The sequence below is a fragment of the Curtobacterium sp. GD1 genome (genome assembly GCF_020882855.1).
GTDB lineage: Bacteria > Actinomycetota > Actinomycetes > Actinomycetales > Microbacteriaceae > Curtobacterium.
On the sequence record NZ_JAFEVQ010000011.1, the window covers coordinates 42,235 to 58,553 of the forward strand.

14 protein-coding genes are annotated in these 16,319 nt (G+C 71.3%); 7 read left to right on the forward strand and 7 right to left on the reverse strand.

Annotated elements, in window-relative coordinates; all coding sequences use genetic code 11:
• The first annotated feature begins 55 nt into the window (after positions 1-55).
• A complete protein-coding gene (gene argG, locus JSX79_RS07875; RefSeq protein WP_070417830.1) occupies positions 56-1,498 on the forward strand; it encodes an argininosuccinate synthase in 1,443 nt (480 codons plus the stop codon).
• A gap of 198 nt (positions 1,499-1,696) precedes the next feature.
• Here argG and JSX79_RS07880 read toward each other — a convergent pair whose 3' ends face one another.
• Complete coding sequence (locus tag JSX79_RS07880) at positions 1,697-2,836, reverse strand: AI-2E family transporter (protein ID WP_092385101.1); 1,140 nt, start codon at positions 2,834-2,836, stop codon at positions 1,697-1,699.
• Between the two features lie 406 nt (positions 2,837-3,242).
• On the opposite strand from JSX79_RS07880, the gene JSX79_RS07885 reads away from it, so the two are divergent.
• Complete coding sequence (locus JSX79_RS07885; RefSeq protein WP_156794831.1) at positions 3,243-3,410, forward strand: hypothetical protein; 168 nt, start codon at positions 3,243-3,245, stop codon at positions 3,408-3,410.
• A gap of 109 nt (positions 3,411-3,519) precedes the next feature.
• Here the strand turns inward: JSX79_RS07885 and JSX79_RS07890 are convergent, their stop codons facing one another.
• Together JSX79_RS07890 and JSX79_RS07895 are read right to left on the reverse strand one after the other, a co-directional pair.
• Complete coding sequence (locus tag JSX79_RS07890; protein WP_229085728.1) at positions 3,520-4,953, reverse strand: MATE family efflux transporter; 1,434 nt, start codon at positions 4,951-4,953, stop codon at positions 3,520-3,522.
• Positions 4,954-5,094: 141 nt separating this feature from the next.
• Positions 5,095-5,538 carry a MarR family winged helix-turn-helix transcriptional regulator gene (locus JSX79_RS07895; protein WP_070417833.1) on the reverse strand — a complete coding sequence of 148 codons (444 nt, stop codon included), beginning with the start codon at positions 5,536-5,538 and terminating at the stop codon, positions 5,095-5,097.
• A gap of 417 nt (positions 5,539-5,955) precedes the next feature.
• On the opposite strand from JSX79_RS07895, the gene JSX79_RS07900 reads away from it, so the two are divergent.
• The 3 genes from JSX79_RS07900 to nadE all read left to right on the forward strand — a co-directional run bounded on the left by JSX79_RS07900 (position 5,956) and on the right by nadE (position 9,311).
• A complete protein-coding gene (locus JSX79_RS07900) occupies positions 5,956-8,052 on the forward strand; it encodes a choice-of-anchor G family protein (protein ID WP_229085729.1) in 2,097 nt (698 codons plus the stop codon).
• 212 nt (positions 8,053-8,264) lie between these two features.
• Positions 8,265-8,444 (forward strand): hypothetical protein, encoded by a 180-nt coding sequence (locus JSX79_RS07905; protein ID WP_070417835.1) that lies wholly within the window; start codon positions 8,265-8,267, stop codon positions 8,442-8,444.
• 39 nt (positions 8,445-8,483) lie between these two features.
• Positions 8,484-9,311 (forward strand): ammonia-dependent NAD(+) synthetase, encoded by an 828-nt coding sequence (nadE, locus tag JSX79_RS07910; RefSeq protein ID WP_308061364.1) that lies wholly within the window; start codon positions 8,484-8,486, stop codon positions 9,309-9,311.
• Between the two features lie 105 nt (positions 9,312-9,416).
• On the opposite strand, the gene JSX79_RS07915 is transcribed toward nadE, so the two are convergent.
• Positions 9,417-10,622 (reverse strand): type II toxin-antitoxin system HipA family toxin, encoded by a 1,206-nt coding sequence (locus tag JSX79_RS07915; protein ID WP_229085734.1) that lies wholly within the window; start codon positions 10,620-10,622, stop codon positions 9,417-9,419.
• A 50-nt stretch (positions 10,623-10,672) separates the two neighbouring features.
• On the reverse strand, positions 10,673-10,969 hold the full coding sequence (locus tag JSX79_RS07920; protein WP_229085735.1) for a helix-turn-helix domain-containing protein: 297 nt from the start codon (positions 10,967-10,969) through the stop codon (positions 10,673-10,675).
• 166 nt (positions 10,970-11,135) lie between these two features.
• On the opposite strand from JSX79_RS07920, the gene JSX79_RS07925 reads away from it, so the two are divergent.
• Positions 11,136-12,584 (forward strand): flotillin family protein, encoded by a 1,449-nt coding sequence (locus tag JSX79_RS07925; protein WP_070417837.1) that lies wholly within the window; start codon positions 11,136-11,138, stop codon positions 12,582-12,584.
• 33 nt (positions 12,585-12,617) lie between these two features.
• Here the strand turns inward: JSX79_RS07925 and JSX79_RS07930 are convergent, their stop codons facing one another.
• Together JSX79_RS07930 and JSX79_RS07935 are read right to left on the reverse strand one after the other, a co-directional pair.
• On the reverse strand, positions 12,618-13,037 hold the full coding sequence (locus tag JSX79_RS07930) for a hypothetical protein (protein ID WP_092385095.1): 420 nt from the start codon (positions 13,035-13,037) through the stop codon (positions 12,618-12,620).
• 25 nt (positions 13,038-13,062) lie between these two features.
• The gene (locus tag JSX79_RS07935; RefSeq protein ID WP_229085737.1) at positions 13,063-14,043 is read right to left on the reverse strand and encodes a phosphotransferase; all 981 of its coding nucleotides are present in this window, start codon (positions 14,041-14,043) and stop codon (positions 13,063-13,065) included.
• Between the two features lie 184 nt (positions 14,044-14,227).
• Between JSX79_RS07935 and JSX79_RS07940 the strand changes: the two genes are divergently transcribed.
• Positions 14,228-16,288 carry an MDR family MFS transporter gene (locus tag JSX79_RS07940; protein ID WP_229085739.1) on the forward strand — a complete coding sequence of 687 codons (2,061 nt, stop codon included), beginning with the start codon at positions 14,228-14,230 and terminating at the stop codon, positions 16,286-16,288.
• Positions 16,289-16,319 lie beyond the last annotated feature (31 nt).

Genomic DNA, 16,319 nt, shown 5'->3' on the forward strand with positions numbered 1-16,319 from the left:
TTCGGCGCACCAGACCCGTCGATGTACCGGCTGGACTCCCCGTACGATTGACGTCGTGTCCAAGGTCCTGAGCAGTCTCCCCGTCGGCGAACGAGTCGGCATCGCGTTCTCCGGAGGTCTCGACACCTCCTGCGCGGTCGCCTGGATGCGCGAGAAGGGAGCGGTGCCCTGCACGTACACGGCCGACATCGGCCAGTACGACGAGCCGGACATCGACGCCGTCCCCGGTCGTGCCCACGAGTACGGCGCCGAGATCGCCCGACTCGTCGACGCGAAGAGCGCCCTCGTGGAAGAGGGCCTCGTCGCCCTGCAGACCGGTGCCTTCCACATCCGCTCCGGCGGCAAGACCTACTTCAACACGACGCCCCTCGGTCGCGCCGTGACGGGCACGATGCTCGTCCGCGCCATGAAGGAGGACGGCGTCGACATCTGGGGCGACGGCTCCACGTACAAGGGCAACGACATCGAGCGGTTCTACCGCTACGGCCTGATGGCGAACCCGCGGCTGCGCGTCTACAAGCCGTGGCTCGACTCCGAGTTCGTCGAGGAGCTCGGCGGCCGCAAGGAGATGAGCGAGTGGCTCGTCGCCCGGGGCTTCCCGTACCGCGACTCCACCGAGAAGGCCTACTCGACCGACGCGAACATCTGGGGCGCCACGCACGAGGCGAAGAGCCTCGAGGAGCTCTCGAGCGGCCTGGACATCGTCGAGCCGATCATGGGCGTCGCCGCCTGGCGTGACGACGTCGAGGTCGCCACCGAGGTCGTGAGCGTCCGCTTCGAGGCCGGTCGCCCCGTCGCGATCAACGGTGTCGAGTACGCCGACGCCGTAGCGCTCGTCTACGAGGCGAACGCGATCGGTGGCCGCCACGGCCTCGGCGCGTCCGACCAGATCGAGAACCGCATCATCGAGGCGAAGAGCCGCGGCATCTACGAGGCGCCGGGCATGGCACTGCTGCACATCGCCTACGAGCGCCTGCTCAACGCGATCCACAACGAGGACACCGTCGCGTCGTACCACACCGAGGGCCGCCGTCTCGGTCGCCTCATGTACGAGGGGCGCTGGCTCGACCCGCAGTCCCTCATGCTTCGTGAGTCGCTGCAGCGCTGGGTCGCCTCGGCCGTCACCGGCGAGGTCACCCTGCGCCTGCGTCGCGGCGACGACTACACGATCCTCGACACCACGGGCCCGGCGCTGTCGTACCACCCGGACAAGCTCTCGATGGAGCGTGTCGGCGACGCGGCGTTCGGCCCGGACGACCGCATCGGCCAGCTGACCATGCGCAACCTCGACATCGCCGACTCGCGGGCACGCCTCGAGCAGTACGCCGCCGCCGGGCTCATCGGCGGGGCGACGGGCGACCTCGTCGGCGAGCTCGAGTCGGGCGAGTCGGAGGAGATCCTCGGCGGCGCGGTTGTCACCTCCGATGCCGACGACGCGCTCGGTCGTGCGACGGATCTCGCGTCCGAGGGCGCGGCGTTCGACTCCGGCACCGACTGACGCCGGTCTGCACCACGACGAAGGGGGCCTCCGCCACGTGCGGAGGCCCCCTTCTCTGCGACGTCACACGCGTCGATCGACACGTGGTTCGTCGGAGTGTGCGCGTGCATCGGGTGCGCGTACATCGTTCGACATTCCGCCTGTCGATCGACTGGCGAAACGTCGAACACGCGGCGGAAAGCCGAGCGCCCGCCCGCGTCAGCGCGCCTCGGCGGACTCCACGCGCTTCTGCCGCCACGGGCGCGCCGGCTTGTCGGGCCCGTCCCACACCTGCACGACGCCCCACGCGGCGGCGAGCAGCGGCACCGAGATGATCGCGCCGGTGATGCCCGCGAGCACCGTGCCGGCGGTCAGGCCGATCAGGATGACGAGGCCGTGCAGCTTGAGCGTCTTGCCCATCAGGACGGGCTGGAGCAGGTTGCCCTCGAGCTGGTTCACGAGGACGACGATGCCGACGACGATCAGCGCCTGGACGGGGCCGAGCGCGACGAGGGCGACGAGGGCGGCGAGGATGCCGGCCGCGGTCGCACCGACGATCGGGATGAACGCCGTGATGAACACGACGACGGCGAGGGGCAGTGCGAGCGGCACCCCGACGATCGTGATGCCGACACCGATGCCGATGGCGTCCACCGCGGCGACGGTGGCGGTCCCGCGGACGTAGCCGCCGAGCGTCTGCACGACCCGGTCACCCACGCGGCGAGCACGGTCGTAGCGGGCACCGGTGAAGGGACGGAGGAGGAACTCCCAGATGGCCGGACCGTCCTTGAGGAAGAAGAACAGCACCACGATCATCAGCACGAGACCGGTGAGGAAGTTCGCCGTGGCCGATGCCCCCGCGAGCGCGCCGGAGCCGAACTGCGAGCTGGTGACGAAGTCCTGGATGCCCTTCACGGCATCGTCGATCTGCGACTGGTCGATCGAGATCGGCAGCGTCGACGCGAAGTCCTGGAGCTGGTCGAACCCGCTCAGGGCCGACTTCTGCAGGTCGGGCCACTGCGAGATGACGGCCACGACGATGAGCCAGCCGACGAGGCCGAGCACGACGAGCACGCCGATCAGGACGGCGAGGGTCGCGAGGACGGACGGCACCCGGTGCCGCCGCAGCCAGGACACGACGGGGTGCATCGCCGAGGCGATGATGAGGGCGAGCAGCACCGGGATCGTGACGACGCTGAGCGTGGCGGCGGCGTAGACGATGCCGATCACGACGACGAGCACGACGATGATCTGCAGGCAGCGGGTGGCCAGAGCGCCGAACGAGTCGGACCACTGCTTGGCCACCTGGCTCGGCGGTGCGTCGGGGTGCGGGGGCTGCGGGGTGCCGAACAGGGGCATGGGGCTCCTCGGGGTACGGGTGTGCCCGCCCACCGTACCGGGGCGACGGCGATCCGGCCGGGGCGGCGTCGGTCACGGCTCGGCGTCGTCCGAGATCCGATGAGGACGTGGCGGCAGGCGCCCGGTGCGCGTTCCGGACGGTTCTCGTGCCGACGGTCGCGCGACAGTACGCTGGGGGACATCGGACCGACTCAGGGTTCCGTCGCCTTTGATGCTCCTCGCGGTCTGCGGGGTCTGGCGCAACGGGACGGTCCGATCGGATCCGGGGTGCGCATCACTCCGACGAAGGGCTGGTCGACGTGACCGCCACTGTCCACGTGTTCTCGCACCCCGCCGAACTGTTCGTCGGTTCACCTCGCACCCCCCGCGGCCCGCTGGCCGTGTCCGTCGTCGAGCTGGTGCTCGCGTGACCGCCCGCCGCCAGGAGGACTGGCACCGCCACGGCATGCGCTCGCCCGAGGACATCGCCGGCCTGCTCGCCGCGCGCCTCGGCGGCGCGGACGAGACGCTCCGCGCGGTCGGGCCGACGTGGGACGAGCCGTCCTACGCGGACTTCCTCGGCGAGCAGCTCTGAACCGACCGCCGACGAGCCGGCCGGCCAGCGACGAGCTGTCGCGGCCACCTGACGGACGGGAGGCGCGGTGCCAGCCGGCACCGCGCCTCCCGTCCGTCGTGGCGTCCCGTCAGACCGCCGCCGCCTCCTCGAGCGCGGCGTCCGCCCGCTCCGGCGAGCCGTCGGCGAGGCCTCGGGCGATCCGCCCGCGCGAGGCGAGCCAGAGCACCAGCGCCGCGCCGAACACGAGCACCTCGGTCACGGTCAGTGCCCAGATGATCCCGGCGAGCCCGAACCACAGGTTCCCGACGATCACGATCGGGATGAACAGCACGCCCTGCGCCATCGACAGCACCATGGCCGGCAGCACCATCCCGGTGGCCTGGAACAGCGAGGTCAGCAGCCCGGTGAACCCGTTCACGATCGTGGCGACGAGCTGCGCCGTGAGGATGGTCAGGCCGATCGCGAGCACCGAGTGGTCGCCGGAGAAGACCGTGAAGACCTGCTCGCGGAAGACGAACACCGTGCCGGAGAACAGCAGGACGATCGTCCCGACGGTGAACGCGGCACCGCGGAGTGCGGCTCGGAGCCGAACCGCGTCGCCCTTGCCGAAGGCGTAGGCGAGCAGCGGCAGCACGCCGATGGTCACGCCCATCACGAGGAACTCCGGGACCTGGGCGATGCGGACGGCGACGCCCATCGCCGCGAGCGGGTCGTCCCCGTAGGCGGCCGCGAGGTTGTTCAGCACGAGGGTCGTCACGATGAGGAACCCGGACTGCAGCAGTTCGCTCGAGCCGATACCGAACACCGGCCCGAGGATGTCCGCCCGCAGCGTGAACCACTTCGGTGCGAAGCTCACGTTCGCGCTGTTCCGCTGGAGCCAGACGATCCAGTAGCCGATCGCCACGACGTTGCCGAGGCCGACGGCGAGTGCGGCACCGGCGACGCCCCAGTGCAGCACGAGGATGAAGAGCACGTCGAACACGAGGTTGCCGACGGTCGACAGGACGAGCCCGACCATGGCCTGCCGTGCCGCCCCCTCGGACCGGACGATCTGCTCCAGGGCGAACGACGCGGCGAGCACCGGCACGAACGCGAGCATGACCGAGACGTACGCGCTCGTGGCAGGCACCGCGGCGGCGTCGGCGCCGAGCACGGCGACGAGCGGGTGCAGGAACACCAGGCCGAGCACGGCGAGGACCACACCGGTGACGACAGCTCCCCACAGGGCGAAGGAGGCGACGCGCTTGATGTCCTCGGCCTTGGCGGGATCGTGCTCCGAGGCCCCGAGCATGCGCGACATGAGGGCACTGCCACCGACGCCGAACACGCCGCCGACGGCCATGATGATGCCGAGGAGCGGGGTGCCGAACGTGATCGCGGCGAGCAGCGAGGTGTCGTGCTGCGATCCGATGAAGCCGGCGTTGATGACGTTGTAGACGGCGCTGACGACCATCGCGGCGGCCATCGGGACGCACAGGTGGACGAGCGCGCGGCCGATCGGTGCGGCGGACAGGTACCAGCGGTTCTTCGCCGCGGCGGTGTCGGGTGCTGTGGTGCTCATGGCTGCCTCCTTCTGGGCAGGGCGGAGCGCGCGCCGACCGTCGGTCGGCGCCGCAGGGCATGACTGATGACGCGATCGGCGGGTGCCGACGCGTGGGGGGTGGGTCGCGCCTCCTGGACGGGCCTGGAGGCGCGGGTCAGGTCACCGGGTGGGTTCCGGCAGTTCCGCGGTCACCTTGTGCAGGAGCTCCTGCAGGGTGGCGCGCTCGTGGGCGTCGAGCGGCGCGAGCAGGACGTCGTCGAGGGCGATCATGGCGTCCTCGAAGCCGGCGATGAGGGCGATCCCCTCGTCGGTGGCGAAGACCCGTTTCGTCCGGGCGTTCTCGGCGTCCGCCCGGCGTTCGACGAGCCCGCGGCGCTCGAGTCCCTGCAGGAGACTCGAGACGCTGGCCGCACTCGTCCGGGTGATGTCGGCGATGTCGCGCTGGATCGCGCCGGGCGTGTGCTGCAGGTACCCGAGCACGAAGCTCTGCTCCTGGGTGAGGTCGCGTTCGCGGACCCATTCCTCGGCCGCCTTGCGCTGCGCCCACCCGATCCAGCGCATCTGCTGGAGGGGCGTGTCGAACCGGGGTGCCTGCTGCGTCATGATCAGAACGCTAACCGTTCGACCTCTAACTGTCAACACTCGAACTGATCCGCTCACGGCGTGCCCCGAACGGGGGTATCGCCACGACGGGGGACCCCCCTTGTAGATTGCACAGGAAACGCGGTCTCACCAACCGCTCATCCTCAGCTCGACGACGCAGCCGAGCCCACCCGGGGGGATCAGGACATGGCACGAGGACGAACGATGCGCGCACGATCGATGCGCCCGTCCGTGGACGCTGCCTGCACCGCTCCCCGCCTCACCGGGGGTGATCACCCCGGATAGCCGCGCCCGCGCGCAGCACGACGCGCACACGTGACTCCGGGCCGCCCCACCAGCGCGCCCGTCGGATCTCCCGCCCCACCAGCGGGGGATGGATCAGCAGGCGGACGACCTCCGCCTGGAGGAAGAGGCACCATGCCACGCACTGCAACACGCTTCGCGCTCCGCGCGGGCGCCACGGCCACCGTCGCGGCCGTGATCATCGGGGGAGCAGCCCTCCCCGCACACGCCGCTGCGACCGACGCGACCCAGGCCGAGGGTCGTCTGCTCTCCGGCAGCGGCTCCGTCGACCTCGACAGCGTCGCGGCGCTCGCCGGGTCCTTCGGCGCGACCGCTCCCGGCGGGGCGACCGCCGGGCAGTCCGACCCGCTCGACCTCTCGGTGCTGAACAGCATCGGGATCAACGTCCCCGGGGGCATCCAGCTGCTCGGCCAGAACGGTCTCGTGAACGTCGGCGTCGCCGGCCAGGTCGCGAGCACGGACACCACCTCGGCGGTCGCGGCCGCCGGAGCCGTCGGCGCGGACGGCGCGATCCAGGTCGGTCCGGGCACCCCCGGCGCCGGCGCCACCGTGAACCTCACCCCGCTGCTCGGCGACCTCGACGTCGACGGCGTCGTGAGCGAGCTCTCGGTCCGGCTCGGCGCCCTGTCTGCCCGGGCCGAGGCGACGCGCACGTTCGGCGCTCCGGACGTCACCACCGACTACCAGGTCGCGGGCGCACAGGTCCGGCTCGTCAGCCCCGCCGTCCAGCAGCTCGTGACGTCGCTGGACACGACGCTCGGCACCACCGACGACACCGTGAACGCGGCGATCGGCGAGGACGGTCTCACCACCGACCTCACCGCGGCGCTGCTCGACCCGGTGACCGACGCCGTGAACACCCTCGGGCTCGGGGTCCTGACGCTCGACGACACCACCGCCCAGCTCACCGCCGACGTGGACCTGCAGGGTGCGCTCGCCACCGTGACGCAGCAGCCGCTCACCGACGGCCCGGTCACGATCGACCTGTCCACGGGTGTGGTCACGATCGACCTCGCGCAGCTCTACACGCTGAACGACCTGCCGGCGAACACCACGCTGCTCGACGACGCGACGATCAACGCGCAGATCACCGGCGCGATCTCGGACATCCTGACCGAGCAGCTGCCGGCACTCCTCACCACGACGCTCACGAACGCCCTGGACGTCGCCGACGTGCAGCTCGTCGTGGACACCGGCGTCGACCTGCTCGGAGCCGACGTGGCGGGGCTGACCCTCACGGTCGACACCACCGTCGGGGACCTGCTCGGCACCGGTGACGGCGCCACGCTCACGGTCACCGGCGACGGGATCCTCGGCCCGGTGCTCGGCACGCTCGACCCGCTGCTGCAGCCGCTGCTCGGCTCGACCATCGTCCCGGCGCTGACCGGCATCCTCGGTGACGTGCTCGGCGGGGACTTCGTGGCGGACACCGTGCAGACCCTGCTCACCACCATCACGTCGACCGTCACGGCGCTCGACCCGCTGCTCGACGTCGTGAACCAGCTCGTCTCCGTCACGATCAACTCGCAGACCGCCCCGGCGTTCACCGAGCCGACCGCCGACGACACCGGGGCCACCACGGTCCGGGCCGTCCGCGTGCAGCTCCTGCCGGCGGCGGACCTGGCGACCGTCGACCTCGCGACGGCGACCGTGCAGGCGGACCCGTTCGCGGGCATCGCCATCACCTCGCCCGAGGACGGGACGGACTACACGGTCCCGGCGGACGACGACACCACCTCGGTGCTGGTCACGGGCACCGCGGAGCCGGGCGCCGACGTCGACGTCACGCTCGACGGTGACGACGAGGGCACGCAGTCGACCGTCGCGGGCGAGGACGGCACGTGGACGGTCACGTTCCCCGGGGTCGCCGTCGGTGACCACGAGGCCGAGGCGGTCGAGACGATCGGCACGCTCGTGAGCGACCCCGCCGCGGTGACCTTCGCGGTCGCAGCAGCACCGGTCGACCCGACCGACCCGGGCACGCCGGGTACGCCGGGTACGCCCGGTACGCCGGGGACCCCCGGCGGCGCAGGCGGCCCCGGCGGCGCAGGCGGCGCGGGCGGTGCCGGTGCCGGTGCGGTCGGCAACGGCACGGGTGCCGGGAGCCTCGCCTACACCGGTGCCGAGCTCCTGCCGCTGCTGCTCCTAGCCGGGCTGCTCCTCGCGGCCGGCGGCGGCACGCTCGTCGCGCGGCGCATGCGTCGAGCCTGACCCGGACGGGCGCCGGCGGGTACCGGCGCCCGTCTTCCGGGACCGCGGCGCGTTCGGGTCGCCGCGGTCCCGCCGGTGCGGTGGTGGTTCGGGCCACCACCGCACCGGCACCCCTCGTCCGCCGGCCGGCCCCTCCCGCCGGCCGACTCGATCCACCGCTTCCGACCGATTCCGACCGCTTCCGACCGCTTCCGACCGCTTCCGACCGCGACGTGAGGACCACCGTGCACGACCACGACACCCACCCGCTCGACCGCCACGTCGGGCCCCCGCACGTCGAACGCTTCGTCCTCACCCGGGCGCAGGAGACCATCGGCGTCGTCTGCACCTGCGCGATCGGGGCCGACCACGACAACACCATCCGTCCGGTCGGCGCGGATCGCGTCCACTGAACCCTGTGCACGCGGCGGATGCAGCGGGATACTGGGGTGGTGCGTGAACTCCAAGCCGCCATCGCAGCGGACCTCAACGTCCAGCCGACCATCGACCCGGAGCAGGAGATCGCCCGTCGCGTCGGGTTCCTCCGAGACTACCTGCTCACCACCGGTGCCAAGGGCTACCTGCTCGCGATCAGCGGCGGCCAGGACTCGACGCTCGCCGGACGCCTGACCCAGCTCGCCGTCGAGTCGCTCCGCGCCGAGGGGCACCCCGCCGAGTTCACCACCGTCCGCATGCCGTACCGCGTGCAGGCCGACGAGGACGACGCCCAGCTCGCGCTGCAGTTCATCGCGGCCGACCCGGGCATCACCGTCAACATCGAGCACGGTGTCGACGGGGTCGTGCAGGACACCGCGGCCTCGGGCGTGGAGCTGAGCGACTTCGTGAAGGGCAACGTCAAGGCCCGGATGCGGATGGTCGCGCAGTACGCCGTCGCCGGGCAGCGGGGGCTCCTCGTCGTCGGGACCGACCACGCCGCCGAGGCCGTGACCGGCTTCTTCACGAAGTACGGCGACGGCGGTGTCGACCTCACCCCGCTCACCGGGCTGTCGAAGAGCCAGGGCCGGCAGCTGCTCGAGCACCTCGGCGCCCCGGCCCGCCTGTACGAGAAGGCCCCCACCGCCGACCTGCTCGACGAGACGCCCGGCCAGACGGACGAGGCGAACCTCGGGCTGTCGTACGCCGAGATCGACGCGTACCTGCAGGGCCGCGACGTCCCGATCGAGGTCGCCGAGGCGATCGAGTCGCGCTACCGGGCGACGGAGCACAAGCGCCAGGTCCCGGCGACGCCCTTCGACGACTGGTGGCGTGCGGGCGCGTAGGCGCTGACGCGACCCCGTCCAGGAGGCGCGGTGCGGGTCCGTCCCGCACCGCGCCTCCTGTCTGTCCGGCCGTGCCCCGTGGGAACCTCCCCTCTGTCCCCACGGCTACAGGCCGAGCGCCCAGTCGAGTTGCGGGGAGTCGAAGGCGACGCGCATCGCGTCGCGCTCGTCCGACGGGACGCCGAGCGCGGCTGCGACGCGGTCCCAGCCGGCGACCGCCCCTGCCACGCGCTGGAGCACACGTTCTGCGTCGGGGTTCCGGAGTCGGAACGCCCCGGCGATCGTGAGCAGGTTCCGGAGGTCGCGTGCCCGCGGGTCGTCCGACGAGGAGATCGCACGGGAGTCGATCACGCCGCGCTGGCGGCTGGGGTTGACGTCGAACACCGGGGACAGTCGCCACCCGTCCACCGTGTGCAGGAACGCGTGGTTCCGCCAGTGGTCGTCGACGTTGTTCACGAGCACGGAGAGCGCGATCCGGCCGAACATCTCCCGCAGGTCCGCGGCCGGCGCCGCGCTCCAGTGGTCGATCGCATCCGAGAGGTCTTCGTAGGTCAGCCGGGACCCGTCGTCGTGCGCGCCGAGCTCGAGGGCGGTCCGTGCCGACATGTAGCCGATGCGGCTCCCGGTCGCGTCGCGGTCGAAGCGCTCGGAGACCAGCACCGCTCGCCCCGCACCAGGCGGGACGAGGGACCACCGCGGGACACGGAGCCCGGCGTCGGCGGCCAGTGCGAGCGCGACGGCCTCCCATCGCTCGACGTCGAACCGGCCGTCCTTCGAGTGCGGGAGCTTCGCGATGGCCAGCGTGCCGCGGTCGGTGGTGATGTTGGCCTTCGGGCGCGCGCCCCCGGGAGACGTCGCGACGTCGCCGAGGTAGGCGATGTCCTCGTCGGTCGCCTCGTCGTCCTCGTACCGGGCGGCCGCGGCGAGGATCCGGTCGAGGTCGTGCACGTTCGCGACCCCGGTCTCCGATGACAGCCAGGTACCACCGGAGCGGAACCGCAGCGAGCCGGTCCGGGTGTGGTCGGAGACGCCGAGCAGGTAGTCGAACTCGCCGAGCCGACCGGGCAGCGTCGTGTCCTGCTGTCGACGGAGTGCGTGGTCGGCGCGGATCAGCTTCTGGCCCCAGTCGTCCGGGGCCGCATCGCTGAACGCCCCCGGCAGGGTCTGGCTCTCGGCCGTGTAGGTCCGACCTGGCCGGAGGGGGAGGTCCGGGGAGACCTGCCAGCCGTCCCGGAGGAACGCCGGGTCGTACTCGAAGGACGACGAGGCCAGGGTCCGGAGTCCCTGGAACGACGGACGCAAGGTCCCCACGCGTCGGGGTTCTGCCGCTTCGCCGGACCAGACCTCGACCACGTCCTGTGTCACAGGGTCCCCCCGCGCCGCAGGATGTCGTCGATCCGAGCGCGCGCGGTGTCGCTCCGGAAGGGGTCGATCGCCTCGACCGCGGTGTCGGCAATGCCGAGTGCACCGAGCACCGCGAACAACGAGTCGACACGACCGCCCGTGCCGTTCTCGATCGCGCGCAGGGTCTCCCGCGTCACCGCGGCACGGTCGGCCAGTTCGGCGGCGGACATCCCGTTCACCGAACGCCAGCGGCGGATGTTCTCACCGAAGGCCGCGAGCTGCTGGCGCCGCCGGGGCGACGTCCGTTGGACCATCGCAGACCTCCTGGTAGGAAAAGCTTGCACAACCGCCGTTTCTGGCAGTGAATCATGCCAATTGTACGCCTAACCGCTCCCCGCCGGGCGGCAGGACTCCTAGGATGGGACCAACGGAACAACAGATGCGGAATCCAGGCTGCGGCCTGTTCCACGAGGGGGAGTCATGGAAGTCCTGTTCGCGCTCGGAGCCGTCCCGCTGATCGTCGTGGGGGTCGTCGTCCTGGCGGTCATCGTGCTGATCTACGCGAAGCTCGTCTACCGCAACGCCGGCGCCGACGAAGCGCTCATCATCACCGGCAAGCGCTCCCGCAAGGTGAAGAACCCCGACGGAACCGAGACGGTCGAGTCCGGGATCAAGGTCGTCCTCGGCGCGGGGGTCCTGGTCCGGCCGTTCTTCGAGCGCGTCGCCAAGATCTCGCTGAGCTCGCGCGCGATCGACATCAACGTGAACGCGCAGGACTCCCGCGGCGTGACCATCGACGTCGAGGCCGTGGCGCTCGTCAAGGTGGGCGAGGCCGACGCGTCGATCCGGGCCGCCGCGCAGCGGTTCCTCGGCCAGGAGAAGAAGATCGACGACTTCGCGCGCGAGGTCCTGTCGGGTTCGCTCCGTGCGTCGATCGGTGCGACCGACGTGTCGACCATCATCCGCAACCGCGACCAGCTCACCGTCGCCGTGCTCGACGTCGCGAAGGACGCCCTGCACAGCCAGGGACTCGACGTCGACTCGTTCGAGATCAAGGGCATCTCGGACCGCAACGACTACATCAGCGACCTCGGACGTGCCGAGCGCGCGCGGGTCCGGCTCGAGGCCGAGAACGCCGAGGCCCAGGCCGACCGCGAAGCGCGTGAGGCCCGTGCCACGGCCGACCAAGCCATCGCCGAGGCGGAGAACACCCTCGCGATCCGTCGGGCCGCCCTGCAGCTCGACGCCGACCGTGCCTCCGCCGAAGCCGCCGCCGCTGGCCCGCTCGCCCAGGCCCGCGCGGCGCAGGGCGTCGTCGAGCAGGAGCAGCTGACCGCGCAGAAGCGTGCCGAACTCCGCCGTGCCGAGCTCGAGTCCGAGGTCTCCGCGGTGGCCGAGGCGCAGGCGCGCAAGACCCGCGTCGAGGCCGAGGCGGCCGCCGCTGCCCAGGTCGAGACCGCCCGTGCCCAGGCAGAGGCCCGACGCATCTCGGCCGAGGCGATCGCCGCCGAGGCCCAGGCCGAGTCCGAGGCGCGCAAGCTCGCGGCCGACGCCTCCCGCGCCGAGGGTGAAGCCGCCGCCGACGCGATCCGCGCCAAGGGCCAGGCCGAGGCCGACGCCACGAAGGCACAGGCGGACGCGCTCGCCCAGCACTCCGAGGCCGTCCTCCGGGTGAAGGCGATCGAGACGCTGCCGAGCATCGCCCGCGAGCTCGCGGCGCCGATGGGCAACATCGACAAGCTGACCGTGGTGTCCTCCGACGGCGCCGGAGCACTCTCGAAGAGCGTGGTCAGTCAGTTCAGCGAGGTCGACGCCTTGCTCGGGACGACGGCCGGCTTCACGCTGAGCGACATCGTCAAGAGCACCACGACGGGGCAGGCCGCAGCCCGCGCCGTCGTGCGTGAGCAGGAGTCCGCGGCGGCCGAGTAGCCGATCCGTCGTCCGGTGCGGGCGCGGCGGGGGTCAGTCCTCGTCGCGCCCGTCGTCGTCGCGGCGGTCGCGCTGCTGGCCGCCGGCGTCCTCGCGCTCACCGGAACCGTCGTGTCCGTCCCGGCGCTGGTCCGCCAGGCGCTGCTGCCAGACGACGCTGCGGGCGGCTCCCTCGAGGATGTCGTCGACGCTCCGGCCGGTCTGCGCGGCGAGGGCACCGCTGAGACCCGCGGTGAGCGTGCCCCCGGCCGACGCCAGTCGTTCGACCACCTGCTCCTGCCGCTCGGTCAACGGTTCGTCGATCATCTCGTCGATGGTGTCGCGGATGTTCTGTTCGCTCGCGTCCAGGGCCGCCTCGTCGCCCGAGTGCAGCGCTGCTGCCTCGCCGACGACGACGAGTCCGAGCCGCGCAGCATCGTCTTCCGGACGCTGGCCTTCGTGCTCGTCAGTCATGTGCGGGACGGTACGCTCGACCGGATCACGCTTCCTGGACAGCGGGGTACGTGGGCGCTTCCCCCGGCGGCAGTCCTCCCCACCGTCGCAGCAGCCACTCGGCGGCCGCCAGCCCCTCGCGTCGTTGGAAGTCCCGGAGCGTCGGCATGTGCGGGATCGCCGGGCGGGACGCCTTCTCGAAGAACGTCCCGGCGAGCCCGGCGAGGACCGCGTCCACGCTCGACGCCGGCACCCCGGCGAACACCCGGTGGGTGGCGAGGTGGTGCTCGACGTCGGTGTCCTCGCCGCGCACCAGCACGTCGAGCAGGTAGGTGAGCGGGTCGAGCCAGTGCGCGCCGACGGCCGCCCACGGCCAATCGATGACCCAGACGACACCGTCCGCGTCGACGAGCAGGTTGTCGGCGCGGCAGTCGACGTGCGCCAGGGATCCTCCGTCGACGGCCGCCGCGGCGTCGCGTGCCGCCCGCGCCATCGCGGGGGCAGCGGCGACCACGTGCGCCGGGACGACGTCGGGGAAGCCTGCGGCGGCCATCCGGTCCCAGGCGCCGAAGTCCTCGACGAGGTCGTCCGCGACGCGCGGGAGCTGTGCGAGCGTCCCGGTGGCGGTCGGCAGCGTGTCGAGTGCGTCGAGCACGGCGGTGACGTCGGACCCGTCGCCCGCCGCGCCGGGGTGGTGTCCGTCCACGTCCTCGATGACGAGGGCGATCCAGTCGTCCCCGTCGACGGTCCCGCGCACAGTGTCGACCAGCCGAGGCGCCTGCACGGAACCGGGCAGGTGGCCCATGACCTCGGCCTCACGCTCGTGCATCCCGAAGCCGTCCGGGTTCCGCGACCGCGAGAGCGTCTTCACGAACGCTCGTCGACCGTCCGCGGTGACCACCCGGTCGGCGCCACCGGGGGAGTACCCACCCGCCTGTGACTCGGCTCGCGCCACCGCGCCCCCGAGCACCGTCTCGATGCGCTCCCGCAGGACTGCCGGCACATCGGTCCACGTCGTCCGCCCCATGCGGCCCACGGTACCTGAGGAGGCGTTCACAAACATGCACAATGGGAAAGATTGCGTATGTAGCAAAGGTGCTCATGGTGTAAAGTTGCAGCGTCTGCAAGGTTGACCCGCCGTCATCGGCCCGCCACGACGCCCCGGCGTCCCTCGCGACCACGACCACCACACGCACCCCTGAAGGACCCCCATGTCTACTGCCACCGCACCCGTCGAGGTGTCGCGCGGACGACAGAGCTCCCCGGCCGGCCAGCCGGGGAAGCCGATCATGTCGCACCGCCAGATCCTCCTCGTCATCTACGGCCTCATGGCCGGCATGTTCCTCTCGTCGCTCGACCAGACGATCGTCGGCACGGCCATCCGCACCATCGGCGACGACCTGCACGGTCTCGACCAGCAGGCCTGGGTCACCACGGCCTACCTGATCGCGTCGACGATCACCACGCCGATCTACGGCAAGCTCTCCGACGTCTTCGGTCGTCGTCCCCTCTACATCTTCGGCATCGCGGTCTTCATCATCGGCTCGCTGCTCTCGACCATGTCGACCTCGATGATCATGCTCGCTGCGTTCCGTGCCTTCCAGGGCATCGGTGCCGGTGCGCTGATGTCCCTGCCGCTCGCGATCATGGGCGACATCCTCGCTCCCCGCGAGCGCGCGAAGTACCAGGGGTACTTCCTGGCCGTCTTCGGCATCTCCTCGGTCATCGGTCCGCTCATCGGCGGGCTCTTCTCCGGCGCGTCGACCATCCTCGGCGTCACCGGCTGGCGCTGGGTCTTCCTGATCAACGTCCCGATCGGCATCGCGGCGCTCCTCATGGTCATCGCGTTCCTGCACCTGCCGAAGTTCGGCGACGCCAAGGCGAAGCCGCGCATCGACTGGTGGGGCGCGACCTCGGTCATCGTGACCCTCGTCCCGCTCCTGCTCGTGGCCGAACAGGGCCGCACCTGGGGCTGGGGCTCGGCCGCCGCGATCGCCTGCTACGTCATCGGTGCCCTCGGCCTGGTCGCCTTCCTCGTCATCGAGACGCTCATGAAGGACGACGCGATCATCCCGCTGAAGCTCTTCCGCTCGGGCGTCTTCTCGATGGCCACGATCCTCGGCTTCCTCGTGGGCTTCGCGATGTTCGGCGCCATGCTGACCATCCCGCTGTACCTGCAGATCGTCACGGGTCTCACCCCGACCGAGTCGGGCTTCGCGACCCTGCCGATGATCGGTGGGCTGATGATCGCCTCGATCGCCTCCGGCCAGATCGTCGCCCGCACCGGCAAGTACCGGATCTTCCCGGTGATCGGCACCGCGCTCGTCTCGCTCGGCTACGTCGTCCTGACGTTCATGACCATCGACAAGCCGCTCTGGTTCCTGATGATCGGCATGTTCCTCATCGGGCTCGGCCTCGGCCAGCTCATGCAGAGCATCACCCTCGCCTCGCAGAACTCCGTGCAGCCGCGTGACATGGGTGTGGCGACCAGTTCGGCGACGTTCTTCCGCCAGATCGGCGGAACGCTCGGCACCGCGGTGCTCCTGAGCGTCCTGTTCTCGATCATGCCGGCGAACATCCTGCACGCGACGGCCGACCAGAAGAACCTGACCGGTGCACTCGACGCGGCGCTCAACCCGACGGTCGCCAGTGCCAAGGCGAACCAGGGCGTCATGGACCAGATCTGGAACCCGATCGTCACCCCGATCAAGCAGCAGGTCCAGTCCGGGCTCGACCAGGCCACCGCGCAGGTGACCCAGGCCACGGCCGGCGCTCCTGAGGCCGTGCAGCAGCAGGCACTCACCGCCGCCGCCGACAAGGCCCACGCGTCCGTGCAGGACGGCAAGCTCGTCGTCGACTGGTCCGACTCGGCCCAGCGCACGTACTGGGTGGACGACCTCGCCCCGGCACTGTCGAAGCAGATCGACGAGGGCGCGAGCGACAAGGGCGCGTCGAGCAGCGAGACGAGCGACACGTCCTACCTGAACGGTGCGGACGCCGCGCTCACCAGGCCCTTCATGACCGGGTTCAACTCGTCGGCCGTCACGGTCTACTGGGTCGGCTTCGCGGTCATCCTGCTCGCCTTCGTCCTGAGCTGGTTCTTCAAGGCGCCGCCGCTCCGCAAGAGCTCGGCCCTGCAGGAGCAAGCGGACAACGAGGGCACGGCTGACGACCTCGAGGTCCAGGCGGTCAAGGCCGCCGACACCATGGGCTCGCCGACCGCTCCCGTCACCGGTTCGATCCCCGTCCAGCGGGGCGCGTCGGACCGCTAGGCCGCACGGGGCCTCCCGCCACCGCGGGAGG

What these genes read in the sequence shown, in the direction of transcription:
- JSX79_RS07895 (WP_070417833.1), bottom strand. Translation starts at nt 5,538, where the DNA reads ATGACGCAGCAGGCACCCCGGTTCGACACGCCCCTCCAGCAGATGCGC.
- JSX79_RS07935 (WP_229085737.1), bottom strand. Translation starts at nt 14,043, where the DNA reads ATGGGGCGGACGACGTGGACCGATGTGCCGGCAGTCCTGCGGGAGCGC.
- JSX79_RS07930 (WP_092385095.1), bottom strand. Translation starts at nt 13,037, where the DNA reads ATGACTGACGAGCACGAAGGCCAGCGTCCGGAAGACGATGCTGCGCGG.
- JSX79_RS07920 (WP_229085735.1), bottom strand. Translation starts at nt 10,969, where the DNA reads ATGGTCCAACGGACGTCGCCCCGGCGGCGCCAGCAGCTCGCGGCCTTC.
- JSX79_RS07940 (WP_229085739.1), top strand. Translation starts at nt 14,228, where the DNA reads ATGTCTACTGCCACCGCACCCGTCGAGGTGTCGCGCGGACGACAGAGC.
- JSX79_RS07890 (WP_229085728.1), bottom strand. Translation starts at nt 4,953, where the DNA reads ATGAGCACCACAGCACCCGACACCGCCGCGGCGAAGAACCGCTGGTAC.
- JSX79_RS07880 (WP_092385101.1), bottom strand. Translation starts at nt 2,836, where the DNA reads ATGCCCCTGTTCGGCACCCCGCAGCCCCCGCACCCCGACGCACCGCCG.
- JSX79_RS07925 (WP_070417837.1), top strand. Translation starts at nt 11,136, where the DNA reads ATGGAAGTCCTGTTCGCGCTCGGAGCCGTCCCGCTGATCGTCGTGGGG.
- JSX79_RS07900 (WP_229085729.1), top strand. Translation starts at nt 5,956, where the DNA reads ATGCCACGCACTGCAACACGCTTCGCGCTCCGCGCGGGCGCCACGGCC.